We start from the raw sequence: 17,524 nt of genomic DNA, 5'->3' as shown, positions 1-17,524 counted from the left end.
ATCCCCATTCATCACTCCATGCGCCGGCCACGGGCATGCTTTGTGGAGTCAGAATCCCTGGGGATTTCATTGTCAGTGCGCAGCATCAGAACGGGTGTCTTCGTCTTCACCCAGACGTCCGCATCCTTGAAGTGCTTTGCCGGCACGTTCTCCAAAGCTTCGCCCACAGTCTTGACGGGAAGCAATCGGCCCTTCTTTGAGGCATTGAATTCGTAGGCGCTGCGGTGGATCCGATCCTGTGTTGTGGCCGGGCTTTCGTTTTCGGGAATTTGAAGCACCCAGCCGGCGAAATCGTGCTTTGGCAGCCTTTGTTCCGGATCGCTGATCAGGATGACAAATTGCTTTTTCAATGCGGGCGGTTTTTCCTCGTCAGCCTTTGCCGCGGCGTCTGCAAGGTGGTTTAGCTCCTCGAGCACCTGCCTGAGAAGAGCAGGATCGAGCTTGTTCCGCTTGAGAATTTCAGCGACTTGGTTGACTTCGATTTTAGCCATGGTGTGGTGACAAGTTTCCTGATGAATGGAGCGTGAAGAGGCTCGAAGACAAGCTAACGTCACCCCAAACGAGGGGTGATCTGACGGAAGAAGTTGAGGACGGCGAAGCCCATGAGGTCGAGCTGCACATCGGTCGGCGCATCCTGGCGGCCATTTTCAGCTTGCGGCCTCACGCAGGCGTTCGATCTCAGCGAATTGTTTGGGAGAAAGGAGACGGCGCGGCACCCGCCGCCTAGCCTCGTTGAGAAGCCTGTCCCAATTCGATGCAGTTGGAGGATGGGGTTCCCATGGCTTGTGATGGCCCTGCTTGCGGGCCCATGTGATATTCCCGCCGTGAATCTCGGCAACAATCTGATATTTCCGACCGTCGTCATCCTTGTCCCACCATCCGAACTCGGTGCTCATTGGTTGGTGCTAGCGGTTGCGGGTGACGAGGTCAAAGCCCGGTTCTGAAGCGGACTGCGTTTTCCAACGAACATGCAACTGCAAGGCTTGCATTGACGCCGATGGATGCATTCAAGAGGAGCCGAAATGGCGATATTTGGTTCAATTTCGGCCTTGCAAACCCAACTTGGTGAGCGCCCGCATTTGCCGGCATTGTTTCAGTACCTTGAAGATCTGCTGCACCCGCGGGGTGCGGCCCATGAGAGACTGATTCAGATGCGCGACGGTGACGTGGCCAGGATTGAGCTTGCATCGGGTGCGTTTGCCATGGAGCAGGCCTATCAAACGAAGGCCTCATCCTCCGTGCGATGGGAATCACACCGAGCCTACATTGACATCCAGGTTGTCGTAGTCGGTGAAGAATACATGGAAGTTGCCGATGTCTCCCGTCTTCGCGTTGCTGAGGACCTGAGTTCAGAGAAGGACGTTCTGTTCTATTTTCCGTCGGAACGTGAATCCATGCTTAAGGTTTCGGGCGGAGCAGGCGGAGTTTTCTTCCCCGTTGACGCCCATCGTCCGTCGTTGGCGGTTGACGCTCCTGTTTCAGTTAGAAAGACGGTCATCAAGGTGCCGGTGGTCTGGTGGGGAGCGCACGGTTGAGATTTGAACTATCGACACCAGTTTCACGCCGGAAACTTTGCCGATGTGGTGAAACATGTGCTCCTCGGCGTTCTGTTTCGCGGCATGCAGAGAAAGGAGAAGGGATTCTTGTTTTTGGACACCCATGCGGGAAGGGGAGTTTACGACCTTCTGGATGCGGAGTGGGGGCGATCATTGCCGCGGAAGGCGGAATTTCCGCATGGGTACGAAAGAATAGCTGATGCGGCATCCCGAGTTCCCGTGTCCGTGGAAATCTATCGGGATGCGGTCAGAAGGTTTGACAAACTCCGTGGAAACCTGGGTGGTACGCTTAGGTTCTATCCCGGATCTCCCTGGCTGGCCCGTCTATGGATGAGACCCCAGGATCGGCTCGTGCTTTGTGAGCTGAATCCGAGTGAGTATGATGTGCTGGCAGCGGAACTTCAGACCGCGGAGCGGGTGGCAGTCCAACGGCGGGACGGCTATGGCGCGGTCAGGGCATTTCTGCCACCTGAGGAGAAGCGCGCGTTGGTGCTGATTGATCCGCCTTTCGAATCAACCAGCGAATGGAGCTCACTGGTTGCATGCGTCGCTGAAGCGATCGCGAGAATGCCATCGGCAACTATTGCGGTTTGGTATCCGATTACAGAGCGAGCGAGAAACGAACATTTTCTCCAGGAAATCCAGCGACTCCAGCCTCCGGCCGCATGGATGGCGGAGGTCATTGTTGCCGGACCGCAAAATGAATTGAAGATGCGTGGCTGTGGTGTTCTGGTGCTGAATCCACCCTGGAAGGCAGATGAGGAGGTGACGACCGCCATTCAGTGGCTCGCAGAGATATTGGCGCGAGATACTGGTGCGCGCGGCGGCCTGAGCTGGCTCGTGCCGGAATCCTAAAACTGCAAAATTTCGATATCCGTGCATTGCCTACTGAGCCATTTTCAGGGCGTCCAAGCCCAAGGGGGGCCGTTGCCAAGGGCAACCAGCTGAGCAGGCTACTTCAGACCCGGTCGCCGACTGCGGAGGGGCGATTCCTGACGGTATCCCGCTTCACGCGTGTCGCTGTGAAGGGCACCTCAGTGTAGAATTGCGATGGTGTTGGCAGCGATGGAGCGCGAAAAATGGGTCGAACCCACTGTACATCGTAATGTGGCACAACCAATACCGAGCCGTCAGACCGTGGGGGAGGCAGTGGATATGGCTGGAATGGGAGGGGCATCGGGAGAACGGTTGGTGGTGTGTAGATCGTCTAAAGCAGGACGAACTTGAGGGACAGTTCGAAAAAACTTTTGTGCCGCAATAATCGGCCGTAAGACATCAGGAAATGGACAAGCGACAGGGGCTGGCTGCACTGTCTCTCCAAGAGGCATTGCGTAGCCCGCGGTCGTTGGATTCAGGCCACCTGGCTGAGGGCAAGTGGATTGCCCGCCAAGGGCTGTATGTCCTTCTTGGGAATTCTAAGCGTCAATATCCCGTCGCGGATCTCTGCGGCGAGATCTCCGAAGGCCAGTCCATTTCCCAGCCTTAACACCAAGCGATAGTCTCTCTGGGCGTTCTCCAGATGGAGGGACTGGAAATTGACACGGACAAATCGGGACTTTCTAGCCGTGATCATCAAGTCCGGGCCGCTCGCCGCTATCTCAACTCCTGGCGCCTCAACACCAGGCACAAATGCCGTGATTTCGACGGCGTTGTCGCGATCCTGACACTCATAGTGGGGAGTGCGAAGATGTTTCTGATCGTCCACGATGCCGGATTGACTGTTCCGATTTCGGAGCGAGCTGGGTGGGCGGATGATCGTATGCATGGGTAAATAGCGATTTGGCTCGGTTCCATTTCTGGACCGGGAGCTCTTTGGAAGGCGTTAAAACGTCCGAAAAACGGAAACTACGCCTGAGAGCCGGCCCGGTGTTTGGATTTATTCCAATTCGCGGTAGCGTGGCGCATAAAGGCACAGCTTTGCTGCGCGCGAACCTTCGTGAACGAAGCGTCGGCGATGCTGTGATTATGCTGATGAGCCATGCTCATGAACTTGGAATGAACCCACCATGGCACAACACGGCATCATCGCCAAGCGAAAATATTTCGCTGCGTCATGATTTCCATGCGTGTTGGTTGGCCCATATGGTCTTCAAAGGTAAACCGCATTGCCCGCGATATGGTCTGGTCTAGGGTGACACCACCATGCTGCAGCCAACTGATTCCGAAATGTCCATCGCTCAGATCAAGGATCGCGTGCTCGCATTTGCCCGGGAACGGGATTGGGAACAGTTCCATTCACCCAAGAATTTAAGCATGGCGCTGGCTGCCGAAGCAGGGGAGTTGATGGAACATTTCCTTTGGGCGACACCGGAAGACTCCAGGGAAATCGCACGAGGGGCAGCCAAACGCGCGAAGATCGAGGAGGAACTGGCGGATGTGATGATTTACGCGATGGAGTTCGCGAATGTCACTGGTATTGATGTTGCGCAGGCCATACTTCGCAAGATGCAGGCCAACGCCGCCAAATATCCCGTTGAGAAAGCTCGCGGGCGCTCAGAAAAGTACACTGACCTGTAGGCGCAGCAGGATTTGCGGTTGGAGATGTCAAGAAGCTGGCCGAAAACATTTCATCACCCTCTCGTCAGTCTCGATTCTCGGTCCGCCGATCAGATCGATGCAATAGGGAACGGCAGGGAAAACTGCCGCCAGGTTCTCCTTAATGGCCTTTGGTCTTCCGGGGAGGTTTATGATCAGCGTCCTTTTTCGGATGCCTGCCGTCTGCCGGGAGAGTGTCGCTGTTGGAACATGCTTCAACGAAGTTGATCGCATCTGTTCGCCGAACCCGGGAAGCAGCTTGTCGCAGACCGCGATGGTTGCTTCCGGAGTCACGTCGCGAGGCGCGGGTCCGGTTCCCCCGGTGGTTACGACGAGTGCACAGGCTACTTCATCGCAGAGGCGTCTTAGTTCGTTTTCGATTTGTGGCTGATCGTCTGGGATCACGCGGTAATCGATCTCGATTGGACAGGAGATCCATTCACGCAGCAGCGTTGCGCAGGCCTTGCCCGGTGCATCGTCGTAGATGCCTGCACTGGCTCTGTCTGAAATGTTCAGGATGCCGATGACAAGACTCATGGGAGGAGGGATTGACACAAGGGCACGAGCTTCTCCAGCGTCGTTTCATGGTCGCCAGCTGAGCACCTCTTCGGGAGTGCAGCCTGCGGCGCGCAATGCGCGCACGCTGAGGGAATCATGGCGCTTGGCGAGACGATTTCCCGATTGATCTCGTACCAATGGACAGTGGAAGAATGCGGGAGGCGGCATTTCCAGTGCTTGATAAAGCAACAACTGCCGGAAGGTTGATTGAATGAGGTCTGCTCCACGAACGACCTCGCTTACCCCGAAATCGATGTCGTCAATCACCGTCGCAAGCTGATAGCTCGGGATGTTGTCCTTCCGCCAGACGAGGAAGTCGCCAAAATCCACCCCAGCCGTAGCTGAGTGGATTCCGGTGCAACCGTCATTGAATTCCAGCCTTCTGCCCTCGGGCACGCGCAGTCGCCAGTTTTCAGAAATGATTTCATCCAAGGGAGGAAGAGGCGCATTGACTGGCGGTCGAAAGGCAAGGGGGTAGACACACTCGTCCTGGGAGAGCGTGCGTTCGTTTTCATGCGGAGCGCTGGCGGCCTCCGCAACATCCCGGCGGGATCGGTGGCACGGGTAGATCAAGCGCTGCGCATGGAGAAACTCCATTGTCTGCCGGTACCGGGAGATGCGACAGCTTTGGGTGACTATGGGACCGTCCCAGTGGAGGCCGAGCCAGGAAAGGTCTTCGATGAATGCCTCCACATACTGCGACCGGCATCGTGCACGATCGAGATCATCATTGCGAAGCAGCAAAGTTCCTTGGGCCGCGCGCGCTCGCTGCGAGGCGATATTGAAGGTTTGGGCATGACCGACATGCAGCAACCCCGTGGGAGAAGGAGCAAGCCTTCCACAGTATCCTGGGTGCGCCGTGGACATGGAAAGGGGATGTTTGGCCGCTTGCAATTCAGGCGGCTATGCATGTCCTGATTTGCACTGCGATGGCAGGAGATCGAATTGAAGCCAACGATGCCGAATCTGCTTTGTGTCTATTGCTCGTCCAGCGACTTGATTGACCGGAAATATTTTGAAGCGGCCGATGCTTTGGGTCGCGGTATGGTGGCGCGTGGATGGGGCCTCGTTTATGGTGGTGGACACAGGGGGTTGATGGGGACTCTGGCGAGAGCTGTAAAGGAATCCGGCGGACATGTTGTTGGAGTGATCCCGGAGTTCATGAAGACTCGCGAACTCGCCTTCAATGAATCCAATGAACTGGTGACGGTGACGACCATGCGTCAGCGAAAACAAATCATGGAAGAGAGGGCTGCGGGCTTTGTCACGCTCCCTGGCGGCATAGGAACTCTGGAGGAACTTGCGGAGATCATGACATTGCGGTACCTCAATCAATTGCCAAAACCCGTGGTCGTTGTGAATCAAGGTGGGTACTACGATGATCTGCTGCGGTTTTTCGAACGAATGAAGCGGGAGCGCTTCAAGTCTCGGGGGGCGGGCGATCTCTTCAACGTGGCGGATTCGGTCGAGGATGTCTGGCGGCACCTGGATTCGGCTCGACCGTTTGTCGCGGATGACCTTTGGCAGTGATCAGCCGCCCTGCCGATCACTGCGCCACAGCGGGATCACCTCCGCAGCAGGGATCCATCCGGTCTGACCATCGGGAAATCGAAGTCGGTGCCACTTGAGGAAGGTCTTGTCGACGACGGCGACCGTACCCGGTGCGACCGGTGTGGTTTTCTGTGTGGTGTCGGCAAACGTTGGAACCGACCGTAAGTTTGCCGAGCGCCAGAAGATCACGGATCGGCTGTCCGCCGTGAGGCCAAAAGCGTGGATGGATGCATAGGACGCGCCCGCGAGCAGAACTGAGATGCATCCGACAACGTACGCGGCTGGGTGCGCCCAAGCTCCAAGGAAGCTGAAGGCACGTAAGAGCAGGACACCCGCTGCCCCAGCTGCGCTCCATGCCCAGACAATCAAGAGAAGCTTCCACACCGACGGAGAAAACTCCTGCGCGACTTGGTGCAATGGTCCGGGTGAAACGAAGTTGTTGATCTGAGAGGGCAGGTAGCCTGCGTGATTCAACGCGAATGACCAGTTTTTGCGCACCTCCTCGTTTGCAGGCTGCTGGAGGTATGCCGCCGTTGCGTGCGCTGCAGCCTCTCCCCAGCGATCCTGCTGTTCCAGTGCGAGGGAAAGATTGTGACGAGCGACCCAGTCGGTCGGATCACGCGCGACTTGATCCGACCAGGATTTCTGCGCCTCGGCAAACTTGCCTTCACGGTAAAGCTCGAGCGCATTCGCGCCTCGGACTGGGGGAAGGATCATCAACACGCAGAAACTCGCGACAAACGGCAGAAGATTCCTTGGTGCGAAAAGCGACAGCAGCGAGAATCGCGGGAGGCTGGCCGACGCCATTGCTCCCTGAGCCCGCTCAATCCATCCTTCAGGCAGGTTTTGACGGATCGAATAGAGGACGCGGTCTGCCTCAGCCCAAAGATCTATCCAGGCGGCGAGTGCGGACTTGTCGTTGATTAGTGGCGAATGTACAAGGTGACTTGCGGAAGCATATGTTCGCGAGAGGCCGAGCAATACCAGGGTATCGTGCTGCCATTCTCGCAGCAGGGTGTGTGTCACCGGCGTTTCAGTAGCGGCTGCCAGGGCCTTCAATGTCAGCCCAAGGCGCATACGCGCGTCCCTCTGACGTCTGTGCGAGTCAGTCAATCGCGCGCGTCGAAGCGCGAGAGCGAACCAGAGCAATGCAAGCGCCGGTAGCGACAGAAGGGACCATGTGGCGACGGAACCAGTGGATTTTGGAGCCGGTACAATGTGAGAGCCGATGATGGGATCGCCGGGTACGGGTTTTGGCGGCGGGGCCGGCTCAAGTGTGCTTGCGATTGATCCGGATCTGCTCGCGCCGCGCTCGACGGCTCCAGGGGGAAGCGCGCCGGCGGATTGCAGCGTCACAGGCGTTGGAGGAGCGGATACAGTGACAAACGCTTTCGCAATCATCACGGTCTTGTATTCACCTGCTTTCGGATCGAAGTAGCTCCATTGGTACGGACCTATTGGGTAGGTGCCGGCCTTTGTTGGAATGAGCACGATATCTTCCGAAAAGCTGGCATCGAAGAGGGAACCTTCCTTCACCGTGCGTTTGGGTTGGGGTTGAACGATGCGAAAATCGCGACTGACCTGGCGCGCGGGAAGTTCTGCAATATCGGGCCAGTTGCCGGTGCCTGAGAGTTCAAGAGTCCAAGTAATGGGCTCTCCCACGGCGGCCGCTGATGGGACGACTTTGGATGCGAGGTCAAACTTTCCAACAGCTCCATTGAACCCTGGAGGTGCGGGAGAAGGCAGTGGTTTTACATTCAGCGTGCCAGGCGGAGAACTGATCGAATACTGTTCCATTGTTGGTCGCGAGAAAACCCCGAACATGGAGGTGCCAGTCTGCAAGTTGACCAGTTGTTGTGCTGGCTTGATGATGATCGTTCCCGCCGAACGCGCCAGGCCGCGGGACCGGTTCGTGACCTGCAGGCGGGCTTCGCCGCCAACCATCATTTCGGAGGTTTCCAGCTTGCCCCATTCCTCCACGGTGAGCGGAGCGGGAGTCCATTCTATCGCGCTCGCGAGTTGCGGGCTGTAGCGGCGCGCAATGGTTAGTGTATATTGCAAGGGGAAGACCTCTCCGGCCCAGACGCTTTGGGAGGGAAGATGAATTCGAGACTGAACAATGGCATCAAGTGAAGTTCCCGCTTGTCCCACGGTCGCATCTCCAACATCGAAATCCGCAGCACCGGCGCGCACCTGGCCCTTGTCAGTGGCGACATCGAATGCAGGGATTCTAACTGGGCCACGCTGGGTCGGCCGCGCGAGGAACGTATAGTTGATCCTGCGGGAGATGGATGCGTTGAAAGTTTGGATGCTCTGGGATGTGCCTGTCAGTTCAAGACTCAAACCGGGAACCTTCGGCGGCTGCGGATTGCTGGTGGGCGCACAGTCTTCAAAGACGAGTTGAATTTCTGACGCCTGTCCCACACCCAGGGATCCATGATTCGGTTGCCACTGTGCTGTCTGTGCTTCGAGGCGTCCAAATGACCACAAGCAGAGCAGCACGAACGCGGTATTATTCGCCCTGCGCATGAATTGATTGAACGCTGAATGATGCATGCCTACCAATCCTTGCCTTTCTTCCCGGCAGGCAGTTCCGATTGACCTTCGATCATGCGGAATAGCTTTGCGGGGGAATCCAGATTCCGGAGCTGATCCAGTTTTTGGAGTGGAATAACCAACTCAGGATCCTCATTGCCAAAGTTTGAGGCCTTTCTTGCCGCTTGTCCGCCCACTTTTTGAGATTCAGACGGATCCGATTGGGCATCGGGAAAAGTTTGGGACTCATTCTCCTTTTTATCGGTCATGTCACCGAACGCCGAGCCGCCTGCCTCGCGCTGATTCCGACTGTCCTCACTCTTGGTATGCGGTTCACCTTTTGCATTGGATTGGTCTTCGGCTGGTTCTCTGTTCTGGCTTTGGGATCCTTGGGTCTCCTTTTGGTTTCTCCCTCCATCGGACGATCCCTCTTGGGAGCTCTGCGAAGATTGATGCTGCTCTTGATCGGTTCCGGCTTGGTTTTCTTTCTTGTCCTGGTCTTGGTGCTGCTTGTTCGATTCTTCTTTCGGCTGCGGTGGCGATTGTTGATCCTTTGTATTTCGCAATGATGCCAGCTCCTGGCGCAGTTTCGTCCAATCAGCAGCCCTTGGGTCCAATCGCTCACCAATTTCGACGGAATCCAATCCGGTATCGACAACGGCTTCCGCAGGGTGACTCTTCGCCTGCAGCATGCGACGGCCATAGTCGATCGTTTTGTCCGCGATGCGGGCGTAATCCTTGGCGGAGGGTGACTCCTTGACACAGATTTCGCCGATGGCTTTCACCAATGGCTCTGCTATTGTGGAGTCCACTCGTGCAAGAAGAGGCGGCGCAAGCACGAGCATTGCGACGATGGAACAGTTGAAATGGTGCGGGAGGATCATGTTCAAGATATAGCCAGCGTCAGGTCGCGCGGTCTGGGTCGAACGGGAAAATCGCGGTAGTAACTCCAGAGAAGGATCAGAATTGACGGTAGAAGCACCCATTGAAACCTCTCCGCGAGTCTCACATGGTTCATCTCTTGGAATTCACCTCGTTTGGCCGATTCGATGTTTGCTTTCAAAATGGAGGCCAGATCCACCCAGCTTGATGCGTCTGCATAGGTACCGCCGGTCTTCTCGGCAAGACTCTGCAGTGTGCGGCTTTCAAGCCGTGAAAGCACCACGGCTCCCCTTTCGTCCTTCACAAACCCGCCCGTGGAGTCAGGAACCATGGATCCTTCATTCGTGCCGACACCAAGACCGATCGTGCGGATATGGCTGGACTTCAATGAATCCACGACTTGTTCCCATTCTTCGTCGGTTGCTTCGCCATCGCTGAGAACTATCAAGAACCTGTCAGCGTCGCTGCCGGGTGTAAAGGAGCGCAGCGCTGTTTCCAGCATGGAGTGATAGTTGCTCCCACCCTGCGGGAGGTATTCTGGATCGAGTGAGGGCAGAAATTCCCGCATGATTTCGTAATCCGAACTGAGAGGGCACTGCAGAAAGGCGGTGCCGGCAAAAATGATCAATCCAACCCGCTCGCCAGCCAGTTGTTCGAGGAGGGATTGAATGAGCAATTTGGAGCGTTCCAGCCGGGAGGGTTTCACATCCGATGCAAGCATTGAACGCGACAGGTCCAACGCGACGATGATCTCACGGGATTGATCGAAGACGGGCTCCTCGATCTTTCCCCATTGCGGCCGCGCGAGCGCCAGTACCACGCCGGCGATTCCAAGATGAAGGCGAAGCAGGTGACCGGGCCTCGAGCGCCCGGGCTCTGTATCTGAAAGCCTGATACTTCTTTGAGTTGCCTCGCCCCGAAGGATCCTGCTCCCGAACGTTGAGGGGGCTCGACTTCTTCGATGCAATGCCAGCAGGTGGAGCCCGGTTGGAATCAGGAGCAGAAGGAGAAGGTGTGGCAACGCAAAGGTCACTTTGAGAGTTTCACTATCCGCGCACGGACATGGTCGAGCGAGATTGCGCGACGGTTTTGATGGTTGGCGGCGTTTGTAGGTTCGGCTTGAAGCGACCGTGTCTCCCGTGCTCAAGAATTGAGGCGAGCAGGAGGCAAACTGCACCGGCTGTCGCAGGGATCCAAAAGAGCTCCGTTGTGACGAGAAAGCGCTTTGCCTGAAATTCGATCTTCTTGGCGCGATCTATCGATGCAAAGGCGTCCTCGACCGTGCGAACGTCGTCGGCTCGAAAATATTTTCCGCCCGTTTGATTCGCGATCTCCCGCAGCGCGGGCTCATCAAGGTCGGATGGCACCCTGCGACTGCCGATGCGATTGTTGTTTTGATCAAAGACGGGGTAAGGCACGCTGCCCTCTCTTCCCGCTCCGATTGTATAGACTGGGATGGAACGCGATTTGGCGATTTCGGTGGCTTGTTCCGGTGTCATTGCGCCTCGGTTGTTGGCTCCATCAGTGAGCAGGACCACAAATGCGCCCATCCGATGTCCCTCCGTTTCACGACTCGCTTGTTCAAGCCGGGTGAGCGCGACCCCCAAGCCGTCGCCAATGGCAGTTCCATCTTCAATGAGGCCAATCTTGAGTCGCTCCACCTGACGAGCCAGCCAGTCATGATCAAAAGTCAGGGGAGACAGGGTGTAGGCGCGACCGGAAAAAATGACGATCCCAATGCGGTCGGCAGGGCGCCTGCTGATGAACGCCTGGATGACGGGCTTGATGACCTGAAGTCGGTTTATCCGCTGGCCATTGCGTTCAAAATCCTCCGAAAGCATCGAGCCTGACAAGTCAATCGCCAGAATCAGATCGTATCCCTGGGACTTGGTCTCGCGTCGTTCATCGATTCGCTGAGGGCGGGCAGCCGCGACTATGAGCAGGGCCAGTCCGGCAATCGCAAGGAACCCGGGCAGGCGTGATGGGGTGAAACGCGGGCGTCGATGCCAGGATGCGGCGAATGGGACGAAAAGCACGCTGACCGGGCGCCTGCGGCGGAGCCACGCAAGGAGAGGAAGCGCCAGCAGGAGCGCAAGCCATGAGGGAGAATGGAGGGTGAGATCGCTCATCGACGCGCTCGCATTCGTGATCGAAAGAAACTGACCAGCGCCTCCAATCGATTGTCCTCAGTTGAGACAATCAGGCGAGATTGCGGATCGGGAAAAAGGCGGAACCATGCGTCGTCGCGCCGCCTGCCCCATTCCGCCAGCGCATCGCGTTCATCCGCAGATCCCTCAATTGTGACCAGACGACCCTGGGTGGGATCGAATGCGCTGAATTGCTCTCCATGTGGCAGTTCATGCTCCCATGGGTCGTCAATGCGAAACCCCAATGTCTGGAAGCGCCGATTGAAGATTGTCCAGCCAGGTGGACTCGAGCGGGGGGGAAAGTCGCCGAGCCAGATGAAGACGGAGTGCTTTGGAGCTGCTCGCGATAGTAGTTTCCAGGGGATATCGAGAACAGGCTGCCCGGGATTTGCATCGAAAGTCATGGAGACCATCGAAGGAGGCGGGCTTGCAAGCAGGGTTGCAGCTGAATACATGATGGCCCCACGATTGCGAACAGGCTCACGGAAGTAATAACCTTTCGGAGTAGCGTGCACGAAACCCACGCGATCCCGGTTAATGGCGCCCAGCATCATGACCAGTCCGGCCAGTTCGAGCAGGGCGTCGCGTTTTGAGGTGACACCGGAACCAAACTGAAGGCTTGGGGTGTCCTCGAAAAGAACCAGCACCGTGACCTCGCGTTCCTCGATGTACTTTTTTCGATACGGTTCTCCCAGGCGTGCGGTGACATTCCAGTCGATATCGCGGACATCGTCTCCAAATTCGTAACGGACCACTTGGTCGAATTCCATTCCGCGACCTCTGAGTGCGGATCGATATTCCCCGCTCAGAACATTCTCCACGGCATGCCGAACCCGCCACTCCAATTGGCGCAGGAGGGCGAGGGAGGAAGCCGTTGACGATGCGCTTGGACTATTGAGTCTGGCTGTCACGGACCTAAACCTGTAATCGTTGTCTGGAACTCGAACATGACCTAAAGAACGGGCACGGCGGTCTTCTCCAAAACCTGTGTGATGATTTTGTCAGTCGTTTGCTCGACGGCTTCCGCCTCATACGTCAGTCCAATGCGGTGGCGCAGCACATCGGGTGCGATTTCCTGCACAAGGGCGGGGCTGACATAATCAGTTCCACGGAGCCATGAGAGGGCCCGGCTGGCCGTGTAGAGAGCAAGGGATGCCCGGGGAGACGCGCCGAAAGTGAGAAGGCGGAATCCCTTGTCATCGGCAACCGTCAATGCCCGCGTTGCGCGGACCAGTGCGAGGATGTATGCCTCCACCGCAGGAGAGACATGGATCTGGTCGACGCATGTGCGCAGCGAGAGGAGTTCGTCTCCACTGGAGACTGCCTTCAAAGTCGGATTCTTTGTCAACTGTCCCCACCGGGCCAGCATCAACGCCTCCTCATCCGCGGAGGGATAGCCGACAAGCAGCTTGAAAAGAAATCGGTCAGTTTGTGCCTCGGGCAGCGGATAGGTGCCTTCTTGTTCCACAGGATTCTGAGTGGCCATGACGAGGAATGGCTCCGGGAGCGGGTGAGTGCTTCCGCCTATTGTAACCTGCCGCTCCTGCATGCCCTCCAGTAGTGCGCTTTGAACCTTTGCCGGGGCGCGGTTGATCTCATCAGCTAGGACAAGATTGGCGAAAATCGGACCTCGGTGGACCTGGAAAGTACCGTCTTTTGGGGAAAAGATCATCGTGCCGACGACATCGCTTGGGAGGAGATCGGGGGTGAATTGGATGCGTTCAAACTGCACGCCCAAGGTGGTGCCCAATGATTTGATGAGGAGGGTCTTGGCGAGGCCGGGCATTCCCTCCAGAAGGACGTGCCCATTCGATAACAAAGCGACAAGGAGACGTTCTACGACCAGATCCTGACCGATGACGGCCAGGGCGATTTCATCACGCAGTTTCTGTGACCAAGCGGGACCGGAGAGCATAGAGTAAAGGCGCATCAACCCTCGCAGGAATCACGAACATGTGCGAGGGAAAGTTTGAGCATTGCCTGACGGTGTTTGACTCACGACCGAAGCAGGAGTTTCGCGCAATGTCGGCATTGGATGTACCTGTGAATTTTCTTCCTGGGCCAGCAAGCGATGTTGACTTGATGCAGGAATATGCGATTAGTTTTATCCAGAACGTTATGCGCTTGATTCGAAGCGATAACTCTAGTTCCTCGCTGTCCGATATCGAAGAAGGCTAATGAATTGGAACTTGCGATAGTGGAGAAGCACTGGAGTCTGTGGCACTGGGAAGCGAGGTTGGCGCTTTCAGCGCTAACAATGCTTGTCATGCAGGGTTGCGGTACATTTTCGACTACACCGCGCTCCACGCCTAGCTCGGCTAATTATGAGCCGCTGCCAGAGTCACACGAAATCGCTCAGCACAAAGTGGTTGAGCCCTCTATTCAGGTGCCACCTGCGAGCTCCCCGTCTTCAGAGAGGACCGTTCGGGAGGAAGAAATGAAGGAAATTGCTCCACCGACTCTTGCGCCGGGAGAATTTGCGATCTTCCTTGAATCCAATCCGGCGGGTGCGGTTGTTGTAGTCAATGGCATCCCTTCAGGTCGTACTCCTAGAAAAATAACATTACACGGTACCGGTCAAGGGTTCGCACGTGCCAATATCTCAATTAAAGTACGATTTTTGGCAACCAACGCCACAGAGCATTCGATCACCGTTGAGGAACTATTCACTCCCCTTGACCGACTGCCCAGAGGGATCATGTTCACACCAGATGGTGCGCAAAGGCGTTGGTGAAAGATTAGCAGTATTCAGGTTGCCGGTTTGGCGTTTGTGGTATTGGACGATGGATCCTGTGTCATCGGTAAAACGATTCTAAAAGTTGCACCAATCCCGTGAACGTAGGGATCTAAGGACAAGTTGCCCCCCAGGTTGGTTACGAGTTCTCGGCATATCGACAGACCAAGCCCGTTGCCATCGGTCTTTCCTGTTTGATAATGGACAAACAGCTTCTTACGCATTCGCGGCGGAATGCCGGGGCCATTGTCACTGACCGCGATTTCTAATCCATGGGGAGTGTTGGATGTGGCGATCTTCAGCATGCGTGCACGTCGAGACTCCTTCTGTGCTTGAATGGCATTTGCGGACAGATTCAAAATGATCTGCTTGATAGCGGTGGGGTCTGTTTCGACAAAATCGTGGGTGGAATCCATAGCGTACTCGAGCACCGTATCCAGAGTACGTCCTCGGTGCGAGATTACGTCGAACATGCTCAAGAGAAGTTCATTAATATGGGTCGGTTCGAGATGCAGTTGGCGAGGTTTTGACAGGTCCATCATGTCGGTCAGTAACATCTCCATTCTGCCTGCTTCCTCATCTACAGTCTTGGAGAACCGCAGCCTAAATTCCGGGCTTTCATAGTGGGATGGCAGCAATTGCGCGAATGTCCTGATTGCAAAAAGAGGGTTTCGAATCTCATGCGCAAAACTTGCGCATAGAGTCCCCAAGGTGGCCAGCCGATCTGAATGGGCTAGCTGCGCGAGCAGTCGCACTTTCACAAACGCGAGTTCTGCGAGTGAGGCAAACTCCAGTAGTTGCTCCGCCTCAACACGGGTAAACGGTTTCAAATTAGCGCGTCTCTCAAGCGCGATAACAACTGGAGATGGCCCTCTGCTGGATACCACAATCCCAAGTTTGTTTCTAGCAAGAAATTGAATTAACGAGTGGTGGACGGCGTTTCCCGACATCTTGCGCACGCGCTTTGGAGTTAGCCATTGACTTGCTTTAAGTTCATTCGCTAGTGATTTTGCCAGACTTGAAGGCAGCTCGTCGATGTCGAAATAGTCATTGAGCGATGAAGAAACATAAGCTCGCGATGTTCCCCATTGGCTCAAGATCTCACGAAGCCTAGTAGTCAATTGTGATTCACAGATGGTAGTGTTAATTGTATCGATGACACATGACTGTGCGAGCACCTCTATATTGCTAGATCTCACCCACCTCGCGTTCAATTCCGAAATGGTTCGTCTCATGAGCAACGCAAGCGTGCTAGCCATGAGTGCAATTGCCCAAAGAGACATTGTTACAGGAAGAAGCTTATGAATTGCATATACTATTGTAACCGAAGAAATGATTGTTAGTGATGCTCTGGCGGCAACTCGAAAGAAGTGACGAGTGTCGAGCACTGAGGAGGTTATGAAACTATATGATAGGTATATGACAAACCCAAGCACAAGTAGGTGAGATGATTCGCTCGGCATTTTCTCTCGAACAATGGGCCGTATGAGCATCAGTACGCAAATCGATACGCCGAGAACTATTGAGGGGTAGACCAAGACGCGGAGTTCGGTGTTTGCTGGTTTGCCCAAGCGGAAGATTCGGATAGTCCACAATATGCACGAGCCGAAATAGCATAAAAGGCTTAGAATTATATACGTATAGTATCCGATGCCGTTCCTTATGGCATGATTTTCGGTATATGCAAATGAATTTTGCCAAGGTAAGAGTGGCAGGGTTAATGCAATCGAAAGTATTATTATAAGCAGTGGATCGCGAGGTAGGATTCTGTCGTAGGATATGCATTCAACGCAGATAATCAATTGGGCTAATATGAGTGGGCCTATGGATAGACATAAATAAAACCATGTGCTATTGTGCGGATTCAGTACACTTGTATAGCGAAAGGCTGTCCAAACTCCAACGAGAAAAATGCCAAGTGAAAGGGCACGGTTCCCACGTCGCCTGTGATTCGAAAGCAGTACGAATAGGGCGGACAGGGTAGTTGCGGCGATTGTCGTAGCGTTGAGGATGGGGCTCATAGATTCTTGGGATTTGGAGTATTTTGGCGGGTTCGACGGAGATTTCGAGCAAAATCGCATGTTCTTGCAATAACAGTGGGCGAGAGCGAGTATCTCCTTCATCCACGGCTGTCCAGTTACCCCGGCTTCGCCAACTGGAGTGATGAATTGACGATTTTTGGGTGGTATTGGTGCGTAAGTGTCTGCGAGGCAGGGGTGGATTTTTCAAAAGGGCGTGTAGGCCCGACCTACCCTCTATGCAAGGTGAGCGTGGGAAGGTAAAGTGAGTGCATGCACTTGAAGTGTCGGGTTCGGCGCAAGAATGGGAAGGGTCACCGCAGCTGGTCGATCGTGGAGAGTCGGCGGGTAGGAGGACGCGTGGTGCATCATCATGTGCTTTATCTCGGGAGGTGAACGACCGACAAAAAGGAGTCGTGGGAGAAAGCGGTGAGCGTGCTCGATGAAAACAGCGGAACGATGAGGCAGATGGCCTTGTGGCCGGAGGATCGAGAGCTGACGTCTGGCGAGGTGGACGCGGTGCGGGTGAGGTTGAGCGCAATGAGTCTGGAGCGTCCGCGGCAGTGGGGAGCGTGCTGGCTGGCCGATTCGCTGTGGCGGCAGCTTCATCTCGATGAGTTTTTCCGCGAGAGGTTCGGCTGCAGCCGGGAGGAACGGACTGGGAAAAGGTGCTGCGCGTTCTTGCGATCTATCGACTGCTGGCACCGGGGTCCGAATGGCGGCTGCACCGGCAGTGGTTTGGCACGAGCGCCCTGCCGGATCTGCTCGGCGTCGATGAACGCTCCGCACAACCTGCCACACTCTACCGATGCCTCGATCTACTGCTTGCCCAGAAAGAGGCGCTGTTCGGTCAGGTTGCCGCAAGGTTCTCGGCGATGCCTATATGTTTGGTATACGCCGCCCAAGGCACCAGCCCCCCGTACGGTGTCAACGCATCTTCGGTCACAGAAAGCCGCACTCGACCGCCAGCGGTCGGAAACGTAAACTCTCTGTGATTGCCTCGGTTTA

General features: G+C 55.6%; 18 protein-coding genes. 6 read left to right on the top strand and 12 right to left on the bottom strand.

The window, feature by feature from the left end:
• Window positions 1-11: 11 nt before the first annotated feature.
• A complete protein-coding gene (locus HS122_03995; protein MBE7537556.1) occupies window positions 12-491 on the bottom strand; it encodes a hypothetical protein in 480 nt (159 codons plus the stop codon).
• Window positions 492-647: 156 nt separating this feature from the next.
• Window positions 648-896: a hypothetical protein gene (locus tag HS122_03990; GenBank protein ID MBE7537555.1), complete on the bottom strand. Its 249-nt coding sequence runs from the start codon at window positions 894-896 to the stop codon at window positions 648-650.
• A gap of 153 nt (window positions 897-1,049) precedes the next feature.
• Between HS122_03990 and HS122_03985 the strand changes: the two genes are divergently transcribed.
• Window positions 1,050-1,535: a YhcH/YjgK/YiaL family protein gene (locus tag HS122_03985; GenBank protein MBE7537554.1), complete on the top strand. Its 486-nt coding sequence runs from the start codon at window positions 1,050-1,052 to the stop codon at window positions 1,533-1,535.
• Window positions 1,536-1,538: 3 nt separating this feature from the next.
• Window positions 1,539-2,411, top strand: coding sequence for a 23S rRNA (adenine(2030)-N(6))-methyltransferase RlmJ (locus tag HS122_03980; protein ID MBE7537553.1), 873 nt, complete (start codon window positions 1,539-1,541; stop codon window positions 2,409-2,411).
• A gap of 496 nt (window positions 2,412-2,907) precedes the next feature.
• Here the strand turns inward: HS122_03980 and HS122_03975 are convergent, their stop codons facing one another.
• Window positions 2,908-3,321, bottom strand: a complete 414-nt coding sequence (locus HS122_03975) for an Hsp20/alpha crystallin family protein (protein ID MBE7537552.1) — start codon at window positions 3,319-3,321, stop codon at window positions 2,908-2,910.
• A gap of 401 nt (window positions 3,322-3,722) precedes the next feature.
• On the opposite strand from HS122_03975, the gene HS122_03970 reads away from it, so the two are divergent.
• Window positions 3,723-4,073 (top strand): nucleotide pyrophosphohydrolase, encoded by a 351-nt coding sequence (locus HS122_03970; protein MBE7537551.1) that lies wholly within the window; start codon window positions 3,723-3,725, stop codon window positions 4,071-4,073.
• A 27-nt stretch (window positions 4,074-4,100) separates the two neighbouring features.
• Here HS122_03970 and mog read toward each other — a convergent pair whose 3' ends face one another.
• Together mog and HS122_03960 are read right to left on the bottom strand one after the other, a co-directional pair.
• Complete coding sequence (gene mog / locus HS122_03965) at window positions 4,101-4,628, bottom strand: molybdopterin adenylyltransferase (protein MBE7537550.1); 528 nt, start codon at window positions 4,626-4,628, stop codon at window positions 4,101-4,103.
• 45 nt (window positions 4,629-4,673) lie between these two features.
• Window positions 4,674-5,516 carry a tRNA glutamyl-Q synthetase gene (locus HS122_03960; protein ID MBE7537549.1) on the bottom strand — a complete coding sequence of 281 codons (843 nt, stop codon included), beginning with the start codon at window positions 5,514-5,516 and terminating at the stop codon, window positions 4,674-4,676.
• Window positions 5,517-5,606: 90 nt separating this feature from the next.
• Between HS122_03960 and HS122_03955 the strand changes: the two genes are divergently transcribed.
• A complete protein-coding gene (locus HS122_03955) occupies window positions 5,607-6,179 on the top strand; it encodes a TIGR00730 family Rossman fold protein (GenBank protein ID MBE7537548.1) in 573 nt (190 codons plus the stop codon).
• On the opposite strand, the gene HS122_03950 is transcribed toward HS122_03955, so the two are convergent.
• The 6 genes from HS122_03950 to HS122_03925 all read right to left on the bottom strand — a co-directional run bounded on the left by HS122_03950 (window position 6,180) and on the right by HS122_03925 (window position 13,679).
• On the bottom strand, window positions 6,180-8,729 hold the full coding sequence (locus HS122_03950; protein MBE7537547.1) for a BatD family protein: 2,550 nt from the start codon (window positions 8,727-8,729) through the stop codon (window positions 6,180-6,182). It abuts the gene before it with no gap.
• Between the two features lie 29 nt (window positions 8,730-8,758).
• Complete coding sequence (locus tag HS122_03945; GenBank protein ID MBE7537546.1) at window positions 8,759-9,619, bottom strand: hypothetical protein; 861 nt, start codon at window positions 9,617-9,619, stop codon at window positions 8,759-8,761.
• Window positions 9,620-9,621: 2 nt separating this feature from the next.
• Window positions 9,622-10,437: a VWA domain-containing protein gene (locus HS122_03940; protein MBE7537545.1), complete on the bottom strand. Its 816-nt coding sequence runs from the start codon at window positions 10,435-10,437 to the stop codon at window positions 9,622-9,624.
• Window positions 10,438-10,663: 226 nt separating this feature from the next.
• Complete coding sequence (locus tag HS122_03935) at window positions 10,664-11,746, bottom strand: VWA domain-containing protein (GenBank protein MBE7537544.1); 1,083 nt, start codon at window positions 11,744-11,746, stop codon at window positions 10,664-10,666.
• Complete coding sequence (locus HS122_03930) at window positions 11,743-12,675, bottom strand: DUF58 domain-containing protein (GenBank protein MBE7537543.1); 933 nt, start codon at window positions 12,673-12,675, stop codon at window positions 11,743-11,745. Before HS122_03930 ends, HS122_03935 begins: the two co-directional genes overlap by 4 nt.
• Before the next feature lie 41 nt (window positions 12,676-12,716).
• Complete coding sequence (locus HS122_03925) at window positions 12,717-13,679, bottom strand: MoxR family ATPase (protein MBE7537542.1); 963 nt, start codon at window positions 13,677-13,679, stop codon at window positions 12,717-12,719.
• 522 nt (window positions 13,680-14,201) lie between these two features.
• Here HS122_03925 and HS122_03920 point away from each other — a divergent pair.
• A complete protein-coding gene (locus HS122_03920) occupies window positions 14,202-14,498 on the top strand; it encodes a PEGA domain-containing protein (GenBank protein MBE7537541.1) in 297 nt (98 codons plus the stop codon).
• Between the two features lie 14 nt (window positions 14,499-14,512).
• On the opposite strand, the gene HS122_03915 is transcribed toward HS122_03920, so the two are convergent.
• Entirely contained in the window at window positions 14,513-15,595 is a 1,083-nt protein-coding gene (locus tag HS122_03915) for a hypothetical protein (GenBank protein MBE7537540.1), read from the bottom strand.
• Window positions 15,596-17,184: 1,589 nt separating this feature from the next.
• Between HS122_03915 and HS122_03910 the strand changes: the two genes are divergently transcribed.
• Entirely contained in the window at window positions 17,185-17,511 is a 327-nt protein-coding gene (locus HS122_03910; protein MBE7537539.1) for a hypothetical protein, read from the top strand.
• The last annotated feature ends 13 nt before the right edge of the window (window positions 17,512-17,524 follow it).

This window comes from Opitutaceae bacterium (genome assembly GCA_015075305.1).
GTDB lineage: Bacteria > Verrucomicrobiota > Verrucomicrobiia > Opitutales > Opitutaceae > UBA6669.
Note: the sequence above shows the minus strand (reverse complement) of the source record. Positions and strands in the feature narration are given on the sequence as shown.

Excerpts from the sequence above, each read along its gene's own strand:
- HS122_03995 (MBE7537556.1), bottom strand. The coding sequence starts at position 491 with ATGGCTAAAATCGAAGTCAACCAAGTCGCTGAAATTCTCAAGCGGAAC.
- HS122_03990 (MBE7537555.1), bottom strand. The coding sequence starts at position 896 with ATGAGCACCGAGTTCGGATGGTGGGACAAGGATGACGACGGTCGGAAA.
- HS122_03975 (MBE7537552.1), bottom strand. The coding sequence starts at position 3,321 with ATGCATACGATCATCCGCCCACCCAGCTCGCTCCGAAATCGGAACAGT.
- HS122_03970 (MBE7537551.1), top strand. The coding sequence starts at position 3,723 with ATGTCCATCGCTCAGATCAAGGATCGCGTGCTCGCATTTGCCCGGGAA.
- mog (MBE7537550.1), bottom strand. The coding sequence starts at position 4,628 with ATGAGTCTTGTCATCGGCATCCTGAACATTTCAGACAGAGCCAGTGCA.
- HS122_03960 (MBE7537549.1), bottom strand. The coding sequence starts at position 5,516 with ATGTCCACGGCGCACCCAGGATACTGTGGAAGGCTTGCTCCTTCTCCC.
- HS122_03955 (MBE7537548.1), top strand. The coding sequence starts at position 5,607 with ATGCCGAATCTGCTTTGTGTCTATTGCTCGTCCAGCGACTTGATTGAC.
- HS122_03950 (MBE7537547.1), bottom strand. The coding sequence starts at position 8,729 with ATGCGCAGGGCGAATAATACCGCGTTCGTGCTGCTCTGCTTGTGGTCA.
- HS122_03945 (MBE7537546.1), bottom strand. The coding sequence starts at position 9,619 with ATGATCCTCCCGCACCATTTCAACTGTTCCATCGTCGCAATGCTCGTG.
- HS122_03935 (MBE7537544.1), bottom strand. The coding sequence starts at position 11,746 with ATGAGCGATCTCACCCTCCATTCTCCCTCATGGCTTGCGCTCCTGCTG.
- HS122_03925 (MBE7537542.1), bottom strand. The coding sequence starts at position 13,679 with ATGCTCTCCGGTCCCGCTTGGTCACAGAAACTGCGTGATGAAATCGCC.
- HS122_03920 (MBE7537541.1), top strand. The coding sequence starts at position 14,202 with ATGAAGGAAATTGCTCCACCGACTCTTGCGCCGGGAGAATTTGCGATC.